At 70.9% G+C, this 22,077-nt stretch carries 17 protein-coding genes; 10 read left to right on the forward strand and 7 right to left on the reverse strand.

All coding sequences use genetic code 11. From position 1 onward, the window contains the following. Positions 1–81 precede the first annotated feature (81 nt). Together V6S02_RS12340 and V6S02_RS12345 are read right to left on the reverse strand one after the other, a co-directional pair. Positions 82–1,110, reverse strand: a complete 1,029-nt coding sequence (locus V6S02_RS12340; RefSeq protein WP_336401090.1) for a pirin family protein — start codon at positions 1,108–1,110, stop codon at positions 82–84. Then, positions 1,107–1,421, reverse strand: a complete 315-nt coding sequence (locus V6S02_RS12345; RefSeq protein ID WP_336401091.1) for a GNAT family N-acetyltransferase — start codon at positions 1,419–1,421, stop codon at positions 1,107–1,109. The genes V6S02_RS12340 and V6S02_RS12345 overlap by 4 nt, the downstream gene beginning before the upstream one ends. A 110-nt stretch (positions 1,422–1,531) precedes the next feature. Between V6S02_RS12345 and V6S02_RS12350 the strand changes: the two genes are divergently transcribed. The 7 genes from V6S02_RS12350 to V6S02_RS12380 all read left to right on the forward strand — a co-directional run bounded on the left by V6S02_RS12350 (position 1,532) and on the right by V6S02_RS12380 (position 13,755). Continuing rightward, positions 1,532–4,084: a DEAD/DEAH box helicase gene (locus V6S02_RS12350; protein WP_336401092.1), complete on the forward strand. Its 2,553-nt coding sequence runs from the start codon at positions 1,532–1,534 to the stop codon at positions 4,082–4,084. 67 nt (positions 4,085–4,151) lie between these two features. Beyond that, complete coding sequence (locus V6S02_RS12355) at positions 4,152–4,688, forward strand: DUF1697 domain-containing protein (protein ID WP_336401093.1); 537 nt, start codon at positions 4,152–4,154, stop codon at positions 4,686–4,688. Positions 4,689–4,722: 34 nt separating this feature from the next. Next, positions 4,723–6,714: a DNA helicase RecQ gene (gene recQ, locus V6S02_RS12360; RefSeq protein WP_442927929.1), complete on the forward strand. Its 1,992-nt coding sequence runs from the start codon at positions 4,723–4,725 to the stop codon at positions 6,712–6,714. 83 nt (positions 6,715–6,797) lie between these two features. Beyond that, positions 6,798–8,465 carry a formate--tetrahydrofolate ligase gene (locus tag V6S02_RS12365; protein WP_336401095.1) on the forward strand — a complete coding sequence of 556 codons (1,668 nt, stop codon included), beginning with the start codon at positions 6,798–6,800 and terminating at the stop codon, positions 8,463–8,465. Positions 8,466–8,654: 189 nt separating this feature from the next. Beyond that, on the forward strand, positions 8,655–10,778 hold the full coding sequence (locus tag V6S02_RS12370; protein ID WP_336401096.1) for an acyl-CoA dehydrogenase family protein: 2,124 nt from the start codon (positions 8,655–8,657) through the stop codon (positions 10,776–10,778). A gap of 39 nt (positions 10,779–10,817) precedes the next feature. After that, complete coding sequence (locus V6S02_RS12375; protein ID WP_124292164.1) at positions 10,818–11,405, forward strand: DNA-3-methyladenine glycosylase I; 588 nt, start codon at positions 10,818–10,820, stop codon at positions 11,403–11,405. A gap of 76 nt (positions 11,406–11,481) precedes the next feature. Next, on the forward strand, positions 11,482–13,755 hold the full coding sequence (locus V6S02_RS12380) for an excinuclease ABC subunit UvrA (protein WP_336401097.1): 2,274 nt from the start codon (positions 11,482–11,484) through the stop codon (positions 13,753–13,755). A gap of 624 nt (positions 13,756–14,379) precedes the next feature. On the opposite strand, the gene V6S02_RS12385 is transcribed toward V6S02_RS12380, so the two are convergent. The 4 genes from V6S02_RS12385 to V6S02_RS12400 form a co-directional block, all read right to left on the reverse strand. Further along, complete coding sequence (locus tag V6S02_RS12385) at positions 14,380–14,937, reverse strand: flavin reductase family protein (protein ID WP_336401098.1); 558 nt, start codon at positions 14,935–14,937, stop codon at positions 14,380–14,382. Between the two features lie 111 nt (positions 14,938–15,048). After that, on the reverse strand, positions 15,049–15,495 hold the full coding sequence (locus V6S02_RS12390; RefSeq protein WP_240638745.1) for a recombinase family protein: 447 nt from the start codon (positions 15,493–15,495) through the stop codon (positions 15,049–15,051). A gap of 50 nt (positions 15,496–15,545) precedes the next feature. Then, entirely contained in the window at positions 15,546–17,213 is a 1,668-nt protein-coding gene (locus tag V6S02_RS12395; protein ID WP_336401099.1) for a cation:proton antiporter, read from the reverse strand. Further along, positions 17,210–18,211 (reverse strand): malate dehydrogenase, encoded by a 1,002-nt coding sequence (locus V6S02_RS12400; RefSeq protein WP_124292168.1) that lies wholly within the window; start codon positions 18,209–18,211, stop codon positions 17,210–17,212. The genes V6S02_RS12395 and V6S02_RS12400 overlap by 4 nt, the downstream gene beginning before the upstream one ends. A 67-nt stretch (positions 18,212–18,278) precedes the next feature. Here V6S02_RS12400 and ypfJ point away from each other — a divergent pair, with 67 nt between their 5' ends. Together ypfJ and pip are read left to right on the forward strand one after the other, a co-directional pair. Continuing rightward, on the forward strand, positions 18,279–19,154 hold the full coding sequence (ypfJ, locus tag V6S02_RS12405) for a KPN_02809 family neutral zinc metallopeptidase (protein ID WP_124292169.1): 876 nt from the start codon (positions 18,279–18,281) through the stop codon (positions 19,152–19,154). After that, entirely contained in the window at positions 19,151–20,164 is a 1,014-nt protein-coding gene (gene pip / locus V6S02_RS12410; protein ID WP_336401100.1) for a prolyl aminopeptidase, read from the forward strand. The genes ypfJ and pip overlap by 4 nt, the downstream gene beginning before the upstream one ends. Positions 20,165–20,167: 3 nt before the next feature. On the opposite strand, the gene V6S02_RS12415 is transcribed toward pip, so the two are convergent. Then, complete coding sequence (locus V6S02_RS12415; protein WP_336401101.1) at positions 20,168–21,109, reverse strand: phytanoyl-CoA dioxygenase family protein; 942 nt, start codon at positions 21,107–21,109, stop codon at positions 20,168–20,170. Positions 21,110–21,175: 66 nt separating this feature from the next. Here V6S02_RS12415 and V6S02_RS12420 point away from each other — a divergent pair, with 66 nt between their 5' ends. Further along, positions 21,176–21,985 (forward strand): helix-turn-helix domain-containing protein, encoded by an 810-nt coding sequence (locus V6S02_RS12420; protein ID WP_336401102.1) that lies wholly within the window; start codon positions 21,176–21,178, stop codon positions 21,983–21,985. Positions 21,986–22,077 lie beyond the last annotated feature (92 nt).

The following is a 22,077-nucleotide window of genomic DNA, read 5'->3' on the forward strand; positions in this document are numbered from 1 at the left end:
GCGACCGCGCTGAGAACGACGGCGGCGTCCGGGCTTCGGCTCGGGCGCCGCCGGCGTTTCGGGGCGCGTCGGGGGCGCAGGCTAGACCCGACGGCGCCGGCGTGTCAGGCGCACGGCCGGAAGCGGCGGAGCGGGGATCCACTCGTCGCCGTGATCGACGACCCGACCGAAGCGGTCGCCGCGTGCCTGCCAGGCCTCGCGCGCTTCGACGATCTCCTCGTGCGAGCGGCCGACGAAGTTCCACCACATGACGATCTCGTCTTCGAACGGCTCGCCTCCGAGGAGGAAGACCGTGGCGTCATCCGAACTGGACAGTTCCACCCCGCTCCGGCGGGTTCCGAGATAGAGCAGATGGCGGTCGTCGACGGATGCCGCGAGGCGGCCGTCGGACTCGTCGACGACGTCGAACACGTCGACCTCGCCCGTGAGGCCCAGGACGGCGTGCTCCCATTCCGGGCGCAGCGGCACCCGGACCCGCGATCCGGCGGGGATGCGGATCTCGGCACCGACGATGGGGGTGAAGGCGCTCGCCGGTGATGCCGCCTCTCCCAGGCTCCCCATCACGACGGTCGCTTCACCGTCCGCGCCCGTCGTGGCATCCAGCCGCAGTGTGGGCAGCGCCTCGTGCCGCTCGAAGTCGGGGGTACCGTGCCGGCGTGTCTCGGGGAGCGCCACCCACAGCTGAAGGGCGTCGAGCGCGGTCGGACCGTCGCCGAGGGAGTACTCCGAATGCGAGATGCCGGCGCCGCTCGTCATGAGGTTCAACGCGCCGCGGCGCACCACGACGTCGCTGCCCACCGAGTCGCGGTGGCGCACCTCGCCGACGAGAGGCCACGTCACCGTCTGCAGTCCGATGTGCGGATGGGGTTCGACCCGCATCGTGGTCTCCTGCGGACCGAACCGGTCCAAGAAGCACCATGCCCCGACGAGCGGCAGGTCGCGCTGGGGAAGCGCCCGGTAGACCTCCATCCCGCGCACCCCGCCGAGCGGCACCTCGCGCGCCTCGAGCAGCAGGGCCCGCGGGCCGTCGCACTCCACCGCCGCCGACAGCTCGGCGGAGGCGTCCAGGCCGCCTGCCGTGCCCTTCGTCGGAGAGTCGAGGCGTGTCATGGCCGGGGCTCCGGCCAGTCGACCTGCAGGCCGGCGACCTCGTGCTTCCCCAGCCAGCGCGCGATGAACGGGCAGCGGGGAACCATCGTGGCCCCCCGCGCCGCGACATCCGCCATCGCCTGGCCGACCAGGGTGCCGCCGAGTCCGCGGCCGGCGAAGGCCTCGTCGATCTCGGTGTGGATGAACAGCTCGCGACCTCGGGAGTCGGTGATGAACTGCGAGAATCCGCCGAGCGCGTCGCCGATGTGGATCTCGTAGCGGCCGGCCTCGTCGTTGCGGGTGACGGTGATGGTGTCGGTCTCGTCGCTCACGGGCGTCCTTCCGTTGTGCATCCCAACCTAAGCCGCCCCGAAGACATTCCGCGAGGATGCCGTCGCGCCACCCGGCGCCACCCGGCGCGTGGATCGGGCAGACTCGCTGGATGCCCCTCTCGCTGCTCGACGCCGTCCCGACCGGTGCAGATCCGGATGCGGCGTACGAGGGGTTCGCCGCGTGGGCGGCCGATCGCGGGCTGAGCCTGTACCCCGCCCAGGACGAGGCGGTGATCGAGCTGGTATCGGGCGCCCATGTCATCCTGTCCACGCCGACGGGGACGGGAAAGTCGCTCGTGGCCGTCGCCGCGCACGCGATCGCACTCGCCCGCGGCGGCCGAACCTACTACACCGCGCCGATCAAGGCCCTCGTGAGCGAGAAGTTCTTCGCGCTGGTGGACATCTTCGGGGCCGAGAAGGTCGGCATGGTCACCGGGGACTCCTCGGTGAACCCCGACGCTCCGATCGTGTGCTGCACGGCCGAGATCCTGGCGAACCTCGCCCTGCGGCAGGGACCGGACGCCACGGTGGACCAGGTCGTCATGGACGAGTTCCACTACTACGGCGATCCCGATCGGGGGTGGGCGTGGCAGGTGCCCCTGCTGCTGCTGCCGCGCGCCCAGTTCGTCCTCATGTCGGCCACGCTCGGCGACACCTCCGAGATCTCCGCCGACCTCCGCCGGCGCACCGGTCGCGAGGTCGCCGAGATCACCGGAGTCGACCGCCCGGTGCCGCTCGACTACACCTACTCGCGCTCTGCGGCGCACGAGATCGTCGAGGAGCTGCTCTCCGACCAGAAGGCGCCGATCTACATCGTGCACTTCTCGCAGGCGGCGGCCATGGAACGCGCGCAGGCACTGTCGAGCGTGCGGATCGTCTCGCGGGAACGCCGCGACGAGATCGCCGAGGCGATCGGGGGATTCCGATTCACCACCGGATTCGGCAAGACCCTCTCCCGCCTCGTCCGCGCGGGCATCGGCGTGCACCACGCCGGGATGCTGCCGCGATACCGACGACTGGTCGAGACCCTCGCCCAGCGCGGGCTGCTGCGGGTCATCTGCGGCACCGACACGCTCGGGGTCGGCATCAACGTGCCGATCCGCACGGTGGTGCTGACGGCGCTGACCAAGTACGACGGCCAGCGGATGCGTCACCTCACCGCCCGCGAATTCCACCAGATCGCGGGGCGGGCAGGTCGCGCCGGATTCGACACCGCCGGCACCGTGGTCGTGATGGCGCCCGAGCACGAGATCGAGAACGCCGCGGCCGTCGCGAAGGCCGGATCCGACCCCAAGAAGCAGCGGAAGGTCGTCCGCAAGAAGGCTCCGCAAGGGTTCGTCAACTGGGGCGAGGCGTCGTTCGAGCGACTCGTCGCCGCCGAACCCGAGCCGCTCGTCCCGCACCTGCAGCTCACCGCGGCGATGCTCATCAACGTCATCGCCCGCGGCGGCGACGTCTTCGCGCACGTGCGCAGCCTCGTCTTCGACAACCACGAGCCGCGGCCCCGTCAGCTCGCGCTGGCCCGCCGCGCGCTGGCGATCTTCCGCACGCTCGTCGTCGCCGGCATCGTCGTGGTGGAGCGCCCGGGCGGCGCCGTTCGTCTCACGGTCGACCTGCAGCCGAACTTCGCGCTCAATCAGCCGCTGTCCCCCTTCGCGCTTGCCGCGATCGAGGTGCTCGATCCCGGTGTCGAGCAGGGGAGGTCTGTCGAGCGGGGGGCCGACGGCGACGACGCGGGCCGCACCGCGGGAACCGGCCACTACGCCCTCGATGTCGTGAGCGTGATCGAAGCCACCCTCGACGATCCGCGGCCGATCCTCTCCCAGCAGGAGTTCCGCGCGCGCGGCGAGGCGGTCGCGGCGATGAAACGGGACGGCGTCGAGTACGACGACCGGATGGCCGCGCTCGAGGAGATCACGTACCCCAAGCCGCTCGCCGAGCTGCTGGAGCAGACCTTCGAGGTGTTCGCTTCGAGCCAGCCGTGGGTCCGCGACTTCGCCCTGTCGCCAAAATCGGTCGTCCGCGACATGTTCGAGCGAGCCCTGTCCTTCGCCGAGTTCGTCTCCTTCTACCAGCTCGGGCGCAGCGAGGGACTCGTCCTCCGCTATCTCAGCGACGCGTACCGTGCGATCCGTCAGACGGTTCCCGCCGAGGCCCAGACGCCCGACCTCCTCGACCTCGTCGCCTGGCTCGGGGAGCTCGTGCGTCAGGTGGACTCGAGTCTCGTCGACGAGTGGGAGGCGCTGATCAACCCGGCCGCCGACCCCGATGCGCCCGTCGTGCCGCCGGCGCCCCCGTCGATCCTCACCAATCGGCGCGCGTTCGTCGTTCTGGTGCGCAACGAGCTGTTCCGCCGCGTTCAGCTGGCCGCGCTACAGCGCGATGACGAGCTCGTCGCGCTCGACCCCGACGTCGACTGGCCCACCTCTCTCGATGACTACTTCGACGAGCACGACGAGATCCTCACCGGCGGATCCGCCCGTTCGTCCGCGCTGGTCACGATCGACGAGACCGACGCCGCCGAGGGGCGCTGGGCGGTCGAGCAGACGATCGATGATCCGGCCGGTCACCATGACTGGCGCATCCGTGCCGAGGTCGACCTCGAGGCATCCGTCGCCGAAGGCACCGCGGTGGTGCGCGTGACCGAGGTCGTGCGCCTCTGACCCCTCGGGCTCACACGCGTCACCTCGAGCCCGACGATTCCGACCTTCGATCCGGTACAACGGGAGCGTGCCGACCTTTCTCGCCTTCCTCCGTGCCGTCAATCTCGGCCCGAAGCGCGTCTTCCCGAAAGACGACATCCGCCGGGTCGTGGAGAGCCTCGGGTTCGAAGGCGTCGCGACCTACATCAACACCGGCAACGTCCGTTTCACCACGCCGATGCGCTCTCGCGCACGCATCGAATCGACGCTGGAGGCGGCCTTCGCCGCCGATCGTGGATTCGACGTGCCGACGATCGTCTTCACGCAGACCGAGTTCCGGTCGATCGCGGCCGATGTCGCAGAACTCGCCGCCGCGCATCCGGGCCTCGCGCGCCACTATGTCTCCCTGCTGAAGGACGAGCTGTCCTCGGCGCAGGCGGCGGCCGTCGAGGCGACCTCCGGGGATGTGGGCAGGATGGTCGTCCGCGGGCGCGCGGCCCACGCCCTGCTCGGCGACGGCTACCAGAGCGGCGAGGTCGATCCGCTCGCCGCGACGAAGCTGCTGGGCATCGCGACCAACCGCACGCACACCGTCGTCACGGCCGTCGCCGAGCGGTGGTGTTGACAGACCGAAGCCGGTGTCGGCGTCACCGCGTAGCATGGCCGCCGTGGCGCACGCGGACCGATACCCCCTCGACGAGGCGCCCCCCTTCGATCTCGTCTCACCCGACCTGCCGCCGCCCGACGACGAGTGGTACCCGCCGGAAGACGTCTGGCAGCCCCCGGATGACGCGCCGGCAGCCCCGGCCGCCGCGCCGAGTGTCGCGCGCCGCGACTTCACCGGCGGCGACCCGCGGGCGGTTCTGAAAGAGGTCTACGGCTACGACGCGTTCCGCGGCGACCAGGCCGCGGTGGTCGAGCACGTCATCGCCGGCGGTGACGCGGTGGTGCTCATGCCGACCGGCGCCGGAAAGAGCGTCACCTATCAGGTGCCCGCTCTCGTGCGGCCGGGCACCGGCCTGGTGATCTCCCCCCTCATCGCCCTCATGCACGACCAGGTCGATGCGCTCGTCGCCAACGGCGTGCGTGCGGCCTACCTCAATTCCACGCAGTCCCAGCCCGAACGCGCCGCCACCGAGCGCGCCTACCTCGCCGGCGAGATCGACCTCCTCTACGTCGCGCCCGAGCGGCTCTCCCACCCGGCGACCACCGCGCTCCTCCAGCGCGGCCGGCTGAGCGTGATCGCCGTCGACGAGGCCCACTGCGTGTCGCAGTGGGGGCACGACTTCCGGCCCGATTACCTCGCCCTCGGCGATCTCGCCGAGCGATTCCCCGGCGTTCCACGGCTGGCCCTGACCGCCACCGCCACCCGCGAGACCCATCGCGAGCTCACCGAGCGGCTCCGCCTGCCCGACGCCCGCCACTTCGTCGCGAGCTTCGACCGTCCCAACATCCAGTACCGCATCGAGCCGAAGGTCGAGCCGCGCAAGCAGCTGGTCTCGTTCATCCGCGCCCAGCCCGAGGGGTCGGCGGGCATCGTCTACGCCCTCAGCCGCAAGACCGTCGAGCAGACCGCCGAGTACCTCCGGGCGCAGCGCATCGACGCGCTGCCGTACCACGCCGGGCTCCCGGCCGAGATGCGCGCCGCTCACCAGGCGCGGTTCCTCCGCGACGACGGGGTGGTGATGGTGGCCACCATCGCGTTCGGGATGGGGATCGACAAGCCCGACGTGCGGTTCGTCGCGCACATCGACCTGCCCAAGTCGGTCGAGGGCTACTACCAGGAGACCGGGCGCGCCGGGCGCGATGGCGAGCCGAGCATCGCGTGGATGGCCTACGGGCTGGGCGACGTGGTCCAGCAGCGTCGCCTGATCGACGCCTCCCCAGGTGACCGCGTGTTCAAGACCCGCCTGGGTCAGCACCTGGACGCGATGCTGGCGCTGTGCGAGACGGTCGGATGCCGCCGGCAGAACCTCCTCGCCTACTTCGGCCAGCCCTCCGACCCCTGCGGCAACTGCGACACCTGCCTCGAGCCTCCCGAGACGTGGGAGGGCACCGTCGCCGCGCAGAAGCTGCTGTCCACGATCGTGCGGCTGCAGCGCGAGCGCAACCAGTCGTTCGGCGCCGGACAGCTCATCGACATCCTCCGCGGCAACAGCACCGAGCGAGTGCGTCAGCAGCGGCACGATCAGCTGGCCACCTTCGGCATCGGCGACGACCTGAGCGAGCAGGACTGGCGCAGCGTCATCCGGCAGCTCCTCGCCCGCGGCATCCTCGTCGCCCGCGGCGAGTACGGCACTCTCGCTCTCGGCGACGCGGCGCCCGACGTGCTGCGCGGCGACAGCGCGGTGCCGCTCCGCCGTGACGTGCTCGGGCGGTCGGGCGGCGGTGGTCGCGTTCGCAAAGCCGCGGCGAGCGAGACGCTGGATGACGGCGACAAGCCGCTGTTCGAGGCGCTGCGCGCCTGGCGCGCGGGCGTCGCACGCGAGCAGGGTGTGCCCGCGTACATCGTGTTCGGCGACGCGACACTGCGCGCGCTCGCCGAACGCCGCCCCGAGAGCGCGGCCGACCTCGAAGGCATCCCCGGAATCGGGGCGAAGAAACGCGAGGCGTACGGCGAGGCCGTCCTCGATGTGGTCCGGGCCGGCTGAACCCGCGTCCTCTAGGCTCCTGTGAGGGGCGATGAGGCCCCTCACGGCATCGGGCGATGAGGCCCGGGAGGTCTGGCCCCGCAATGAGCAACATCGACATCGCCCAGGCGGCGCAGCTCGAACCCATCGGGGTGATCGCCGACAGGCTCGGCATCCCCGCCGAGGCCCTCGAACCCTACGGGCGGCACAAGGCCAAGGTGTCGCTGGAGTTCGCCCGCAGCATCCGGGATCGCCCGCGCGGCCACCTCGTCCTGGTGACCGCGGTCTCCCCGACGCCGGCGGGCGAGGGGAAGACCACGACGACGGTCGGCCTCGGCGACGCGCTGAACCGGGTCGGGGCGCGTGCTGCCATCTGCCTGCGCGAGCCGGCGCTCGGTCCGGTGTTCGGGATGAAGGGCGGCGCGGCGGGGGGCGGGTACGCGCAGGTGGTGCCGATGGAAGACATCAACCTGCACTTCACCGGCGACTTCGCCGCGATCGGTGTGGCGACGAACCTCCTCGCGGCCCTCATCGACAACCACATCCATCACGGCAACGCCCTCGGCATCGACGTCCGCCGGGTCACGTGGCGGCGGGTGCTCGATGTGAACGACCGCGCCCTGCGCGACGTGGTCGCGGGCCTCGGCGGCCCGGGCAACGGCTATCCGCGTGAGAGCGGGTTCGACATCGTCGTGGCGAGCGAGGTGATGGCTATTTTCTGCCTCGCCACCGACCTCGCCGACCTGAAGGCGCGGCTGGGCGAGATCGTGATCGGCCACACGCGCGAGCGGCAGCCGGTGCGCGCCCGTGACCTCGACGCGCACGGTGCCATGGCGGCGCTGCTGCGCGATGCGCTGGCGCCCAACCTCGTCCAGACGCTCGAGCACACCCCGGCGTTCGTCCACGGTGGTCCGTTCGCGAACATCGCGCACGGCTGCAACTCGTACCTCGCGACCGACACGGCGCTGCACCTGGCCGACTACGTCGTGACCGAGGCGGGATTCGGATCCGACCTCGGCGCCGAGAAGTTCGTCGACATCCTCTGCCGCTCCACGGGGCTGCGTCCCTCGGCTGCCGTCATCGTCGCCACGGTGCGGGCGATGAAGTACCACGGCGGTGTCGAGGTCGCAGACCTCGCCACGGAAGATGTCGCGGCGCTCCGCCGCGGCGCGGTCAACCTGCGGCGCCACATCGAGATCGTGCACGGTGTGCTCGGTCTTCCCGTGGTCGTGGCGATCAACCACCGGGCCGAAGACACCGATGCCGAGGTCGCCGCGCTCCAGGAGGAGGCGGCAGCCGCCGGGGTCACCGCCGTCGTCGCCCGGCACTTCGCCGAGGGCGGTCGAGGCGCAGAGGAGCTCGCCCGCGAGGTCGTGCGCCTTTGCGAAGAACCGTCGGAGCCGGCGCTCACCTATCCCGATGACGCGACCCTGTGGGACAAGATGCGGGCCATCGCCACGCGCATCTACGGCGCATCCGATGTCACCGCCTCCAGCGCCGTGCGCGCGCAGATCCGTCGCCTCCAGGAGGAGGGGTACGGCGGGTATCCCGTCTGTGTGGCCAAGACGCAGTACTCGTTCTCGACCGACCCGCGCCTGCGCGGGGCGCCGACCGGTCACGTCGTCGACATCCGCGAGGTGCGCCTGGCCGCCGGCGCCCGCTTCGTCGTGATGATCTGCGGCGACATCATGACGATGCCGGGCCTGCCCGCCGTGCCCGCCGCGAACACCATCGACGTCACCGACGACGGGCGGATCGTCGGGCTCTTCTGACCTCGCCCCCGGGATCCCCTGCGGGGCGCCCGCCGGGGTCCCCTGCGGGGCCGGATGTCGCTTGGGCACAACCGCCCCCGGCGACGTGGCCGGGCACCCTTGTGCCTAAAGCACAACGCACTTGGTAGCACGTTGTGGGACACCTACGGTTTAGGTGACTTCCTTCGACTCCTTCTGGAGAGGTGAGAAATGGCCGACGCCGCCGTTCGTCCTGAAACCCCCGCATCCGACTCCCGCACGCCCGCCGGCGGAGCGCCGACCGCCGCCCACACGGCGGCCGAGGCATCCGAGGCCCGCATCGACATCGATGCCGTCACGAACCTGCTGCTCGGCACGTGGGCCGACACCCGCCGCGAGGCGCGCGAGCTGATCAAGGACTCCGCGTTCTGGCAGGTCAACGACCTGACGGTCGCCGAGCACCGTGAGCGCACCCTCACGCAGCTGCACCTCCTCGCCGACAACGGCGGCGGGCGCCGCGCGTTCCCCGCCGAGTACGGCGGCGGCGACGACAACGGCGCCAACCTCGCCGGTTTCGAGGAGCTCGTGCTCGCCGACCCGAGCCTTCAGATCAAGTCGGGTGTGCAGTGGGGGCTCTTCGCCTCGGCGATCTACCAGCTGGGCACCAAGAAGCACTGGGACAGGTGGCTCCGTCCTGTCATGTCGATGGAGCTCCCCGGGGCGTTCGCCATGACCGAGACCGGGCACGGGTCCGACGTCGCCGCCATCGGCACCACCGCGACCTACGACCCCGACACCGAGGAGTTCGTCATCCACACGCCGTTCCGTGCGGCGTGGAAGGACTACCTCGGCAACGCGGCCCTGCACGGCAAGGCCGCGACGGTCTTCGCGCAGCTGATCACCGGCGGCGTCAACTACGGCGTGCACTGCTTCTTCGTGCCGATCCGCGATGACGAGGGCGCCTTCCTCCCCGGCATCGGCGGCGAGGACGACGGCCCCAAGGGCGGCCTGAACGGCATCGACAACGGCCGGCTGCACTTCGACCAGGTGCGCGTCCCGCGCGAGAACCTTCTCAACCGCTACGGCGACGTCGCGCCCGACGGCTCGTACTCGAGCCCCATCGACAGCCCCGGGCGTCGCTTCTTCACGATGCTCGGCGCCCTCGTGCAGGGACGCGTCTCTCTCGACGGGGCCGTCACGACGGCATCCGCTCTGGCTCTCTACATCGCCGTCACCTACGGCAACCAGCGCCGTCAGTTCGACTCGGGAGCCGGCAGCGACGAGGTCATGCTGCTCGACTACGGCAAGCACCAGCGGCGGCTGCTGCCGCTCGTCGCCCAGAACTACGCCCAGTTCTTCGCCCACGACGAACTGCTGCGCAAGTTCGACGGGGTCTTCTCGGGCCGCGCCGACACCCCTGAGGAGCGCGAGGACCTCGAGACCCTCGCCGCGGCGCTGAAGCCGCTGTCGACCTGGAACGCGCTGAACACGATCCAGGAGAGCCGCGAGGCGTGCGGCGGTCAGGGATTCCTGGCCGAGAACCGGATGACGGGGCTGCGCCACGACCTCGACGTGTACGTCACCTTCGAGGGTGACAACAACGTGCTCCTCCAGCTGGTCGGCAAGCGCCTGCTCTCGGACTACGCCAAGCAGTTCAAGGGCAAGGATGCCGCGGCGCTCGCCCGGTTCGCGGCAGCCCAGACGGCGGGCAAGGTGTTCCACGGTGCGGGGCTCCGCCAGCTCGGGCAGGCCGTCGCCGACTTCGGCTCCACCGCGCGCTCGGTGGAACTCGGACTCCGCGCCGAGCAGCAGCACGAGATCCTGTCGGGACGCGTCGAGCAGATGGTCGCCGATCTCGCCGCGGCGCTCCGCCCCGCCTCCAAGCTCGACAAGGCCGAGGCGGCGGCGCTGTTCAATCGTCACCAGGCCGAGCTCATCGAAGCGGCCCGCGCGCACGGCGAGCTGCTGCAGTGGGAGGCCTTCTCCGACGGGGTCAAGGCCGTGACCGACCCCGGCACCCGCCAGGTGCTCACCTGGCTGCGCGATCTGTTCGGTCTTCACCTCATCGAGAAGAACCTCGCGTGGTACCTCATCAACGGGCGTCTCTCGACCCAGCGCGCCGCCGCGGTGTCGCGCTACATCGACCGGCTCTGCGCGCGGCTGCGGCCCCACGCCCAGGATCTCGTCGACGCCTACGGGCTCGCGCCCGAGCATGTGCGCGCCCCCATCGCCTCGGGTGAGGAGCGCGTGCGCCAGGAGGAGGCCCGGGAGTACTACCGCGCCCGAGCCGCCGCCGGCAACGAGCCGATCTCGGAGAAGTCGCTGCAGAAGGGCAAGACGCTGCAGAAGAAGTAGCGCGCGGCCGGTGTCGCCGGTGCGGGGCATACTGACCGCATGAGTGTGGTCACGGGGCCCGACGGACGCGATCGCTGCGGGTGGGTCGGCGACGACCCCGAGTATCGGCGCTACCACGACGAGGAATGGGGCCGACCGCTGCACGGCGACCGGCCGCTCTTCGAGAAGATGAGCCTCGAGGGCTTTCAGGCCGGACTCTCGTGGATCACGATCCTCCGCAAGCGCCCGGCATTCCGCGACGCCTTCGACGGATTCGACCCCATCGTCGTCGCCGGGTTCGGCGACGACGATGTCGAGCGGCTGATGGGCGATGCGGGGATCATCCGCAATCGCGCGAAGATCCTCGCCACGATCGGCAACGCGCGGATCGTCGCCGAGATGCCCGACGGCGCGCTCGATGCCCTGATGTGGGCGTACGCTCCGGATGCCGCGGGCCGGCCGCGCCCGCGGTCGTTCGCCGATCTGCCGGCGACGACCCGCGAGTCGGATGCGCTCAGCCGCGACCTCAAGAAGCGCGGCTTCCGCTTCGTCGGCTCGACGACGATGTACGCGCTGATGCAGTCGTCGGGCATGGTCGACGATCACCTCGAGGGATGCTGGCGCGCGGCGGAATCACCGCCCGTGTGACACCCACTGCGGACACCCCCTGTCCGCAGTCCTTGGCACGCTGTATCGTCTAGGCGCCTCGACAGACGGGAAACGCATGACCGCTGCATCCGCTCACATCGCCGATTCGCACGGACTCATCCGTGTCGTCGGCGCCCGCGAGAACAACCTCAAGGACGTCACCGTCGACATCCCCAAGCGGCGCCTCACCGTCTTCACCGGCGTCAGCGGATCGGGCAAGTCGTCGCTGGTGTTCGGCACGATCGCGAACGAGTCGCAGCGCCTCATCAACGAGACCTACCCGACCTTCGTGCAGCAGTTCATGGAGCAGCTCAGCCGCCCCGAGGTCGACGCGCTCGAGAATGTCAGCGCCTCGATCGTCGTCGATCAGGAGCGCATGGGCGCGAACTCGCGATCGACGGTCGGCACCGCCACCGACGCCCAGGCGATGCTGCGCATCCTCTTCAGCAGGCTCGGGCAGCCCAGCGCGGGCGCGAGCTTCCACTACAGCTTCAACCTGCCGCAGGGCTGGTGCCCGCGCTGCGAGGGACTCGGCGAGGTGAGTGACATCAACCTCGAGCAGCTCTTCGACCGCGACAAGTCGCTCGCCGAAGGCGCGCTGACCATCCCGGGGTACAGCGTCGACGGGTGGATGGTGCGCATCTTCACCGAGTCGGGCTTCGTCGACCCCGGCAAGAAGATCCGCGACTACTCCGACGACGAGCTCCACGCGTTGCTGTACAAGGAGCCGACGAAGATCAAGGTCACCGGCATCAACATGACCTACGAGGGACTCGTCCCGAAGGTCACGAAGTCGTTCCTCCAGAAGGACCGGGATGCGCTGCAGCCCCACGTCCGGGCCTTCGTCGACCGAGCCGTGATGTTCACGGCGTGCCCCGAGTGCGGCGGGTCGCGCCTGAACGAGGCGGCGCGGGCATCCCTCATCGACGGGATCTCGATCGCGGATGTCGCGGCGATGCAGATCTCCGACCTGGCCGCGTGGCTCGACACCGTCGACGACCGCGAGGTCGGGCCGCTCATGTCGGGGTTGAAGCACCTCACCGCGACCTTCGTCGAGGTGGGCCTCGGCTACCTCTCGCTCGATCGATCGTCGGGCACGCTGTCGGGGGGTGAGGCGCAGCGCACCAAGATGGTGCGTCACCTCGGGTCATCTCTCACCGACATCACCTACGTCTTCGACGAGCCGACGGCGGGTCTTCACCCGCACGACATCCAGCGGATGAACGACCTGCTCCAGCGTCTGCGAGACAAGGGCAACACCGTGCTGGTCGTCGAGCACAAGCCCGAGGTCATCCAGATCGCCGACCACATCGTCGACCTCGGACCCGGTGCGGGCCGCGCGGGTGGCGAGATCCAGTACACCGGGGATGTGGCGGGGCTGCGCGCCTCGCAGACCCTCACCGGCCGGCATCTCGACCATCGCGCGTCGCTCAAGGCTGCGCCCCGCGGCGCGCGCGGAGCGCTCGAGATCCGCGGAGCGACACAGCACAACCTCACCGGGGTCGACGTCGACATCCCGCTGGGCATCCTCACCGTCGTCACGGGTGTGGCGGGGTCGGGGAAGTCCTCGCTCATCCACGGGAACGTGCCGTCCTTCGACGACGTGGTCGTCGTCGACCAGTCGCCGATCAAGGGTTCGCGCCGTTCGAGCCCGGCGACCTATACCGGAATCCTCGACACCGTCCGCACCGCGTTCGCGAAGGCCAACGGCGTCAAGGCGTCGCTGTTCAGCGCGAACTCGGCGGGCGCATGCCCGGTCTGCAAGGGTCTCGGCGTCATCATCACCACACTCGGCTACACCCAGAGCGTCGAGACGCTCTGCGAGGTGTGCGAGGGAACCGGCTTCAGCGCCGAGGTGCGCGAGTACCTCCTGAACGGCAAGAACATCGCCGAGGTGCTGGCGATGTCGGCGGCCGAGGCGGCGGAGTTCTTCCCGACCGGCCCGGCGCACACCACGCTCGCACGGCTCATCGACGTCGGCCTCGGGTACATCACCCTCGGGCAGGCGCTCAACACGCTGTCGGGCGGTGAGCGGCAGCGCTTGAAGCTGGCGATCTCGATGGCCAAGAAGGGCGCGATCTACGTGCTCGACGAACCCACGACGGGGCTTCACCTCGCCGACGTCGACAACCTCCTGCGCCTGCTCGACCGGCTCGTCGACGCCGGCAACAGCGTCATCGTCATCGAGCACCACCAGGCCGTGATGGCGCACGCCGACTGGATCATCGACCTGGGTCCCGGCGCCGGCCACGACGGTGGGCGCATCGTCTTCGAGGGCACACCGGCCGACCTCGTGGCGACGGCCGACACGCTCACCGCGCGGCATCTGCGCACCTACGTCGGCGGCTGACCGCCGGGTCGCGCGGGGGCGCCGCGCTCACGCGCCTCCCGCGACCCGTCAGAAAGTGCGGCTGGGGATGCGGCGTGGCAGCGTTTTCTGGCGGGTCGGGGTGGCGGGGTGGGTGCGGGGTGGTGCGGGCTGCGCGGGCGGGCGCCGCTCTCACGCGCCTCCCGCGACCCGTCAGAAAGTGCGGCTGGGGATTCAGCGTGGCAGCGTTTTTTGACGGGTCGGGGTGGGTGCGTCGTGGGGTGCGGATCGCGCGAGGGCGCCGCGCTCACGCGCCTCGCGCGACCGGTCAGGAAGTGCGGCTGGGGATGCGGCGTGGCAGCGTTTTTGACGGGTCGGGGTGGCGGGGTGGGTGCGGGGTGGTGCGGGCTGCGCGCGGGGGCGCCGCGCTCACGCGCCTCGCGCGACCGGTCAGAAAGTGCGGCTGGGGATGCGGCGTGGCAGCGTTTTTTGACGGGTCGGGGTGGGTGTGGGCTGCGCGGGCGGGCGCCGCTCTCACGCGCCTCGCGCGATCCGTCAGAAAGTGCGGCTGGGGATGCGGCGCGGCAGCGTTTTCTGACGGGTCGGGGTGGGTGCGGGGTGGGGTGCGGGTTGCGCGCGGGGGCGCCGCGCCGCGCCGCCCGCGTCTCAGCCGAGCTGCGAGTGCTCGCCGAGGCGGTGCCAGCTGCGGTTGTGGTAGACCAGCGCGTCGGCGGGCTCGCCCGGTTCGACATCGCGGGTGATCTGGTGCTGCAGCGCCTGCGCGGCGATGACGGTCGAGGCACCGGCATCCATCCGATTGATGATCGCGCAGCGCAGCCACGCCCGCGCACCGGGGAAGACCGGCTCGCCCGTGGGAAGCCGCGCCCACAGCGACGTGTCGGCGAAGCGGTCGATGCCACTGGTGGCAGCGAGCTTGGCGAGCTCGAGGTCGTGCGCGTCGAGAAAGTGCACGACCACCGTGTCGGCGGCGGCGATCGTGGGGGCAGCCGACGAGATGGCCGAGAGCGAGAAGATCAGCAGCGGCGGCTCCGCGCTCACGGACGACACCGAGGTCGCGGTCAGCGCGACAGGTCCGTCGCCGGCGTCGGCGGTGATGACGGCCACGCCGCCGGGGTGTCCGCGGAAGACGGTCTTGAACTCCTCAGCGCTGAGCGAGGCGGTCGGGAACGACGCGGGGTGGGTGCCGGCGGCGGAACGAGTCATGGGCGGCAGGCTAGCCCGCGACAGATCGTTCGCCGTCATCGCGTTTCGTGATGTTTCAGAGCTGGCCACGACAGAGGAAACCGCGCGGGCTCCCGAACGATTCCCCACGGCTCACCGGCCGGCGTCGTAGAGGTGCCGGGCGCCGTGGCTGAGCACCTTCACGACCACGCCGCGGCGGCGGAGGGCGGCGACGGTGCGCGTCTCCTCCTCGATGTCGCGTCCCAGCGCGTGGACGTTCGCCACGACGAGCACGTCGCCGTGGCGGAGCGTGCCGAACAGGCGCACCAACCGCTCCTCCCAGCTCTCGAGGGTCTCCGGCGAGGGATGACGGAATCCCTCGATGGGCACCCCGAAGCGGGTGAGCAGATCACGCTGCTCGACCACCGACGGCATGTCGTCGCGGGCGATGACGAGTCCGACCAGCCGCGCACCCGACGGGCGGGCGGCCCACCAATCGCGATCGCGCTGCAGTTCGGTGAAGCACTTCGGGCAGTCGGCTGCATCGTGGGGCACCGGGACGGGGCTGGTCTCCATCGCCTCGCCGAATCCCGCACTCATGGCATCCATTCTCTCCCGGGATGACGGGTGTCGCGACCTTTCGACCCCTCTCAGTCCTCGCCGTCGAGGCGGAGTTCCAGGCTCAGCTCATCGGCGTCGAGCTCGGCGAGCGTGTGTCGGAGCACCGCGGTGCTGTACGCCCCGCCCGACGACAGCTCGGTGAGCCGCCGCCGCATCGCGCGGGTGAGCACGAGGCGCAGCTCGAGCGAGTCGCGCACGAGCGCGGTGGTGTCGTCATCGGGCGGTCTCGTGTAGCGGTCGCCGAGGCGGGCGATGAGCTCCGGCGAGAAGCTCTCGCCGTCTCGTCGGGAGAGGTTCTCATCGGCGAGGGCCGCGGCCGCGGCTTCCCGGAGCTCCTCATCCAGCCGCAGCCGCTCCTCGCGACCGACGGTCTCGTCGCCTTCGCCGTCGAGGCCGAGGATGCGCACGACCCACGGGAGCGTCGAGCCCTGCAGCAGGAGGCTGCCGACGGCGACGAGGAAGGCGACGAAGACGAGCAGATCGCGCGACGGCGTCTCGGCCGGAAGGGTCTGCGCCGCCGCGAGGGTGACGACGCCGCGCATGCCGGCCCACACCATGACGGTGCCGTGCCGCCACCCGAGCGGGGTGGTGCGGTGGTACTCGAGGTCTTCGATGAAACGGAGCACCCGTGGACGGGCGCGTTCGGGCACCCTGTCGGGCCAGGTGCGCACCCGCGGGAGGTGGAGGGCCGCGCGTCGCGCGCGGCGCGACTCGCCCCACACGAGGAGGGAGACGAACACCGCGCGCGCAGCGAGGATGATCAGCAGCGCCGTCGCCGCGAGGAAGACCGCCCGCTCGAGACCACCGGCACCGTCGCCGGCCACCGAGTCCCACAGGTCCTTCAGTTCGAGCCCCATCACCAGGAACACCGCACCCTCGAGGACGAGCTCGACCGTGCGCCAGTTCAGCTCGTCGGACAGGCGCTGCTCGGGGGTGAACCGGCGGGCGGCGCCCTGCCCGGTGACGATGCCCGCGACGACGGCGGCGACGAGGCCCGAGCCGCCGAGCGCCTCGGTGGGAAGGTACGCCACGAACGGCACCACGAACCCGATCGCGGTGTTCGCGGCGGGGTTGCGCACGAGCGCGCGTACCCGCAGGTTGACGTAGCCGATGATCGAGCCGACGACGATCGCGACGACCACGCCCCACAGGAACGCCCCGACGATCCCGCCCTCGGGGATGGAGCCGGTCACCGCCGCGGCGACCATGGTGCGCAGGATCACGAGCGAGGTGGCGTCGTTGAGGAGGCTCTCGCCGTCGAGCCAGGTGGTGACGCGACGGGAGATGCCGAGCCGCTTCGCGATGGAGGTCGCCACCGCGTCGGTGGGGCTGAGGATGGCCCCCAGCGCGATCGCCAGATACAGATCGAGCCCCGGAACGACGGCGTGGAAGAAGAACCCGAGCGCGACGGCGCTCACGACCACGAGCAGCACGGCGAGCCCCGAGATCGGCCGCACGTCGCGGCGGAATTCGATGGCCGGAAGCGAGACCGCCGCCGAATACAGCAGGGGAGGCAGCACCCCGATGAGGATGACCTCGGGGTCGAGTTCGAACGCCGGCACGAACGGCAGCAGGCTGACACCGAGCCCGAGGAGCACGAGCAGCAGAGGCCCGGCGAGCCGCAGGCGCGGACCGAGCGCGGTCGCGCCGGCGATGACCAGCACCGTCACCGTGGCGATGACGATGACCTCGATCACGGCAGGATGCCCAGGCTCCGCACGGCGTCGCGCTCGGCGACGAGCTCGTCGACCGAGGCGTCGATGAGCGTGCGCGACCGGTCGTCGACGCCCAGATCGGCGACGACCCGATAGCCCGAACCGTCGGAGGTGACGGGGAAGGAGCAGATGAGCCCCTCGGGCACGCCGTACTCGCCGTGGGAGACGACGGCTGCCGATGTGCGGAAACCGCCGAGCACATCGCTGCGCACGTGCTCGATCGTGGCGTGAGCGGCCGAGGCGATCGACGACGAGCCGCGCACCTCGATGATCTCGGCGCCCCGGCGCGCCACCCGGGGGACGAACTCCTCGTCGAGCCAGGCGATCGCGGCGTCCACCCCGCCCCGGTGCTCGGCGAGGGCGTCGATGACGGGACGGCCGGCGACCGTGGCATGCGAGACATCGGGATACTGCGTGGCCGAATGGTTGCCCCACACGATGACCCCGTCGATGTCGCGCGGGTTGACCTCGAGAGCGCCGGCGAGCTGGCCGACGGCGCGGTTGTGATCGAGGCGGGTGAGGGCGGTGAAGCGCTCGGGAGGGATGTCGGGGGCCGACGACTGTGCGATGAGGGCATTGGTGTTGGCGGGGTTCCCCACCGTCACGACGCGGACGGCGTCGTCGGCGACATCGTTGAGGGCCGCGCCCTGCGGGCCGAAGATCCCCGCGTTGGCAGCGAGCAGGTCGGCGCGCTCCATGCCCGGCCCGCGGGGGCGGGCGCCGACGAGCAGGGCGATCTCGCAGCCGTCGAAGGCGGTGCGCGGGTCATCCGAGATCTCGACTCCGGCCAGGAGGGGGAAGGCGCAGTCCTGCAGTTCCAGCGCTGCGCCCTCGGCGGCGCGGAGGCCGGCGGGGATCTCCAGCAGCCGGAGTCGCACGGGACGATCGGGACCGAGCATGTCGCCGGCGGCGATGCGGAAGAGCAGGGCGTAGCCGATCTGCCCTCCGGCGCCGGTGAGGGTGATCGTCGTCGCGCGCATGGCTCCGAGCATAGGGCCGGGCGGCGTCGTCCCGTGAGGGAGGCGTTCGGAGCGGTACCGTGAGCAGATGACGTTCAATGAGAACGCCCAGATCGGCGGGAACACGGCGCGACGACGCGGCGGCGGACTCGTTCTCGCCGGAGGCGGTGTGGCCGGCATCGGTGCGATCGCCGTCCTGCTGCTGAACCTGTTCACGGGGGGAGACTTCTCCGGCCTCCTGGGCGGTGGCGGCGTGCCCGGCGTCTCCGGCGGCGAGGGCAGTGAGATCGCATCGTGCGAGACCGGCGCCGACGCCAACCGCAACGACGCATGCCGCCTGGCGGCGGGATCGCTCGTGCTCGACCAGTACTGGGCCGAGCAGGTCGAGGGCTACCGTCAGCCGCAGCTGATCATCGTCGACCAGTCCACATCGTCGGCGTGCGGCACCGCTTCGAACGCGACGGGGCCGTTCTACTGCCCGCCCGAGGAGACGGTGTACATCGACCCCACCTTCTTCGGGCTGCTGCGGGAACGCTTCGGCGCGAGCGCCGGCGAGCTCGCGCAGCTCTACGTGCTCGCGCATGAGTACGGCCACCATGTGCAGAACATCACCGGCATCACGCAGCAGAACCCCGACAACGGCACCGGCCCCGACAGCAACGGCGTGCGGATCGAGCTGCAGGCCGACTGCTTCGCCGGGGCGTGGGTCGCGGCGATGACCGAGTACGTCGACGAGAACGGGGTGCCGTTCCTCCTCGAGCCGACCGGTACCCAGGTCACCGACGCCCTGAACGCCGCGGCCACGGTCGGCGACGACCACATCCAGCAGGAGGCCGGGGCGCCGGTCAATCCCGAGAGCTGGACGCACGGGTCGAGCGAGCAGCGGCAGCGGTGGTTCGCCGCCGGTTACCAGGGCGGGGTCAGTGCGTGCGACACCTTCGCGGTCTCGGGGAGCGAACTGTGAGCAGCGGTCCCGCGCACCTCGACGGCATCCTCTATCCGGCGATCGAGCCGTACGCGACGGGCGAGCTCCTCGTCGGCGACGGCAACCGCGTGTACTGGGAGGAGAGCGGCAACCCCGACGGCAAGCCCGTGGTGTTCCTCCACGGGGGCCCGGGCGCCGGGACATCGCCGTGGCACCGCCGGTTCTTCGACCCCGAGCGCTACCGCATCGTGCTCTTCGACCAGCGCGGCTGCGGCCGCAGCACCCCGCACGCGTCGGCGCCCGATGCCGACCTTCGCTTCAACACCACCTGGCATCTCGTCGCCGACATCGAGCTGCTGCGCCGCAACCTCGGGATCACACGGTGGCAGGTCTTCGGCGGATCATGGGGGAGTGCGCTGGCCCTGGCGTATGCCGAGACCCACCCCCACGCGGTCACCGAGGTGGTGCTTCGCGGTGTCTTCACCCTGCGCCCGCACGAGCTGGAGTGGTTCTACGAGGGTGGGGCGGCGGCGATCTTCCCCGACCTCTGGGAGGACTACCTCGCCCCGATCCCGGTGCTCGAGCGTTCCCGCATGATCGAGGCGTACTGCCGCCGGCTCTCCGACCCCGACCCGGCCGTCCACGTGCCGGCGGCCAAGGCGTGGACCCGCTGGGAGGCGGCGACCCTCACCCTCAGACCCGACGCCGACCTCGTCGACACGATGACGGACGAGGTCGCAGCGACCGCCTTCGCCCGCATCGAGAACCACTTCTTCATGCACGGCGGATGGTTCACCCAGGAGCAGCTGATCCGCGGCGCGACGGCGCTCCGCGACATCCCGGGTGTGATCGTCCAAGGCCGGTACGACGTCTGCACGCCGGTGATGACGGCGTGGGACCTGCACCGGGCGTGGCCGGAGGCCGATCTGGTGATCGTCGACGACGCCGGGCACGCCGCCTCGGAGCCGGGGATCGCCGCTGCGCTGCGCGCAGCGACCGACCGGTTCGCGACCCTCGACGTGCCCGCATCGACAGACGTCACCGACTGAGCCTCACGCGGTGAAAGGCACGCTCCCGGCGCTGCAGTACGACCCCGGCGAGTGCACCACGTGCGCGATGCGCAGCTCGGCGGCGTCGTCCTCGCCGACCGCGGGGGCGAGTTCGGGGGAGATCCGCCAGTCGAAGGCCTCGGTGTCGGGATTCTGCCGGGCGTGTTCGCGCAGGCCCAGCGGCACGAGGCGCAGGCGCCGGTCGACCCACTCGGCATCCCAGGGCCCCTCGCTGAGGATCTGCTCTGCGGCGCGGAATTCGTAGTAGATCGTCCGGCGCAGGCGATTCCCGGTCACGGCCTCCGACCCGTGGACGATCATCACGTCGTGCACGAGCACGTCGCCGGGGTTCAGCTCGACCTGGATGACGCCGGGTGCATCCCAGCCGTACTCCTCCTGCAGCTGGCAGACGTCGACGGGGGCGCGGTGCGAGCCGGGAGCCACCCGGAGGGCGCCCTCCCCGGCGCGCGAGGCGTCGAGGTAGACGTCGATGTTGAAGATGCGGTGGGTGCGGGGGTGCACCGCATCCTGGTGCCAGTCGATGGCGGCGCCGTCTCCGGCGTCTTTGAACACCAGCGACTCGTACGTCGGCACGAAGTTCTCGCCCGCGAGGCTCTCGGCGATGCCGAGCACGGCGGGGCTGCCGAGAAGTTCCAGCGACGCGGACTGGGCCTTGTTGTGGAGGTAGTCCACGCGGAACATGCGCTTCTGCCCGCCCCGGTTCGCCCACGCGTAGTCCCCCGCGTCGGGGTGATCGGGACCCAGAGCGCGGCCCTGGGTCATCCAGGCATCGGATGCCGCGCGAAGACGCTCCAGCAGCGGAGTGGGGATCCGGTCGCGAAGGATCAGGTACCCGTTCGCGTCGAAGAAGGCGATCTCTTCCGGGGTGAGGTGCCACGCGCGCGTCGGCGCGACGGGGGTGGCGGTCAGTGTGGTGTCGGTCATGCAAAGGACGCTACGGGAGGAGTCCACCGCAGGACTTCCCGAGATGCATGGGAGAATTCCGGGATCATGAGCATGCCAGACGACCGGCCGGAGTGGTTCGGGTTGGCCTCGTTCCGAGGAGCGGTGCCGGCGATGTTCGCCGCGCACCGGCACGACGACCTCGAGGTCAACGCCTCGCCCTCGCCGCTGGTCTACCTCATCGACGGGAGGCAGGCCACGATCCCGGCGGGAAGCCTCGGGGTGTTCTGGGCGGCCCGGCCACACCGGCTGGTCACCGCCGTCGACGAGGTGAGCTGGGTCACCGTGCCGCTCGGGGTGGCGCTCGGCTGGTCGTTGCCGGGCGGGTTCATCGGATCGCTCTTGGCCGGTGACCTCGTGCTCGTCTCGGAGCAGGCGGGGCTCGCGCTCGCCCCACGGGCGGAGCTGTGGACCGATGCGCTGGCGCGTGATCCCGCCGACCCCGAGCGACGCCCGGCCGAGCTCGAAGTCGAAGCGCTCCTGCGTCGCATCGCCGCCCGTCGCACGGAGGTCGCCCCGGGGCATCCGGGGGTGAAGGGAGCCGCCGGCGCGATGGCGGCCTTCATCTCCGAGCGTGCCGCCGACGACATCCGGGTCGACGACGTGGCCCGCCACGTGCACCTGCACCCGCAGTATGCGATGACGCTGTTCCGGCGGGCGCTCGGCATCACGGTCGGCGAGTACCTGCTGCAGTGCCGGGTTGCGCGGGCCCAGCGGCTGCTGCTGACCACCGACCTGCCGATCGCCGAGGTCGGCTTCGCCGCGGGCTTCCGGTCGCAGAGCCAGTTCTACGCGCGGTTCCGCGACCGCTGCGGCGAGCCGCCCGCCGCCTACCGGCGCCGCCTGGCCGGCGCGTGACGAGCTTCGGAGATGCGCGCCGACCTCGGAGCTGCCCCGGGCGCCGCGTCCGAAGTCCGCGCGATTCTCCGCAGGTGCAGTGCCGGTGCGGG

Source organism: Microbacterium sp. CCNWLW134, from assembly GCF_037083565.1.
GTDB lineage: Bacteria > Actinomycetota > Actinomycetes > Actinomycetales > Microbacteriaceae > Microbacterium.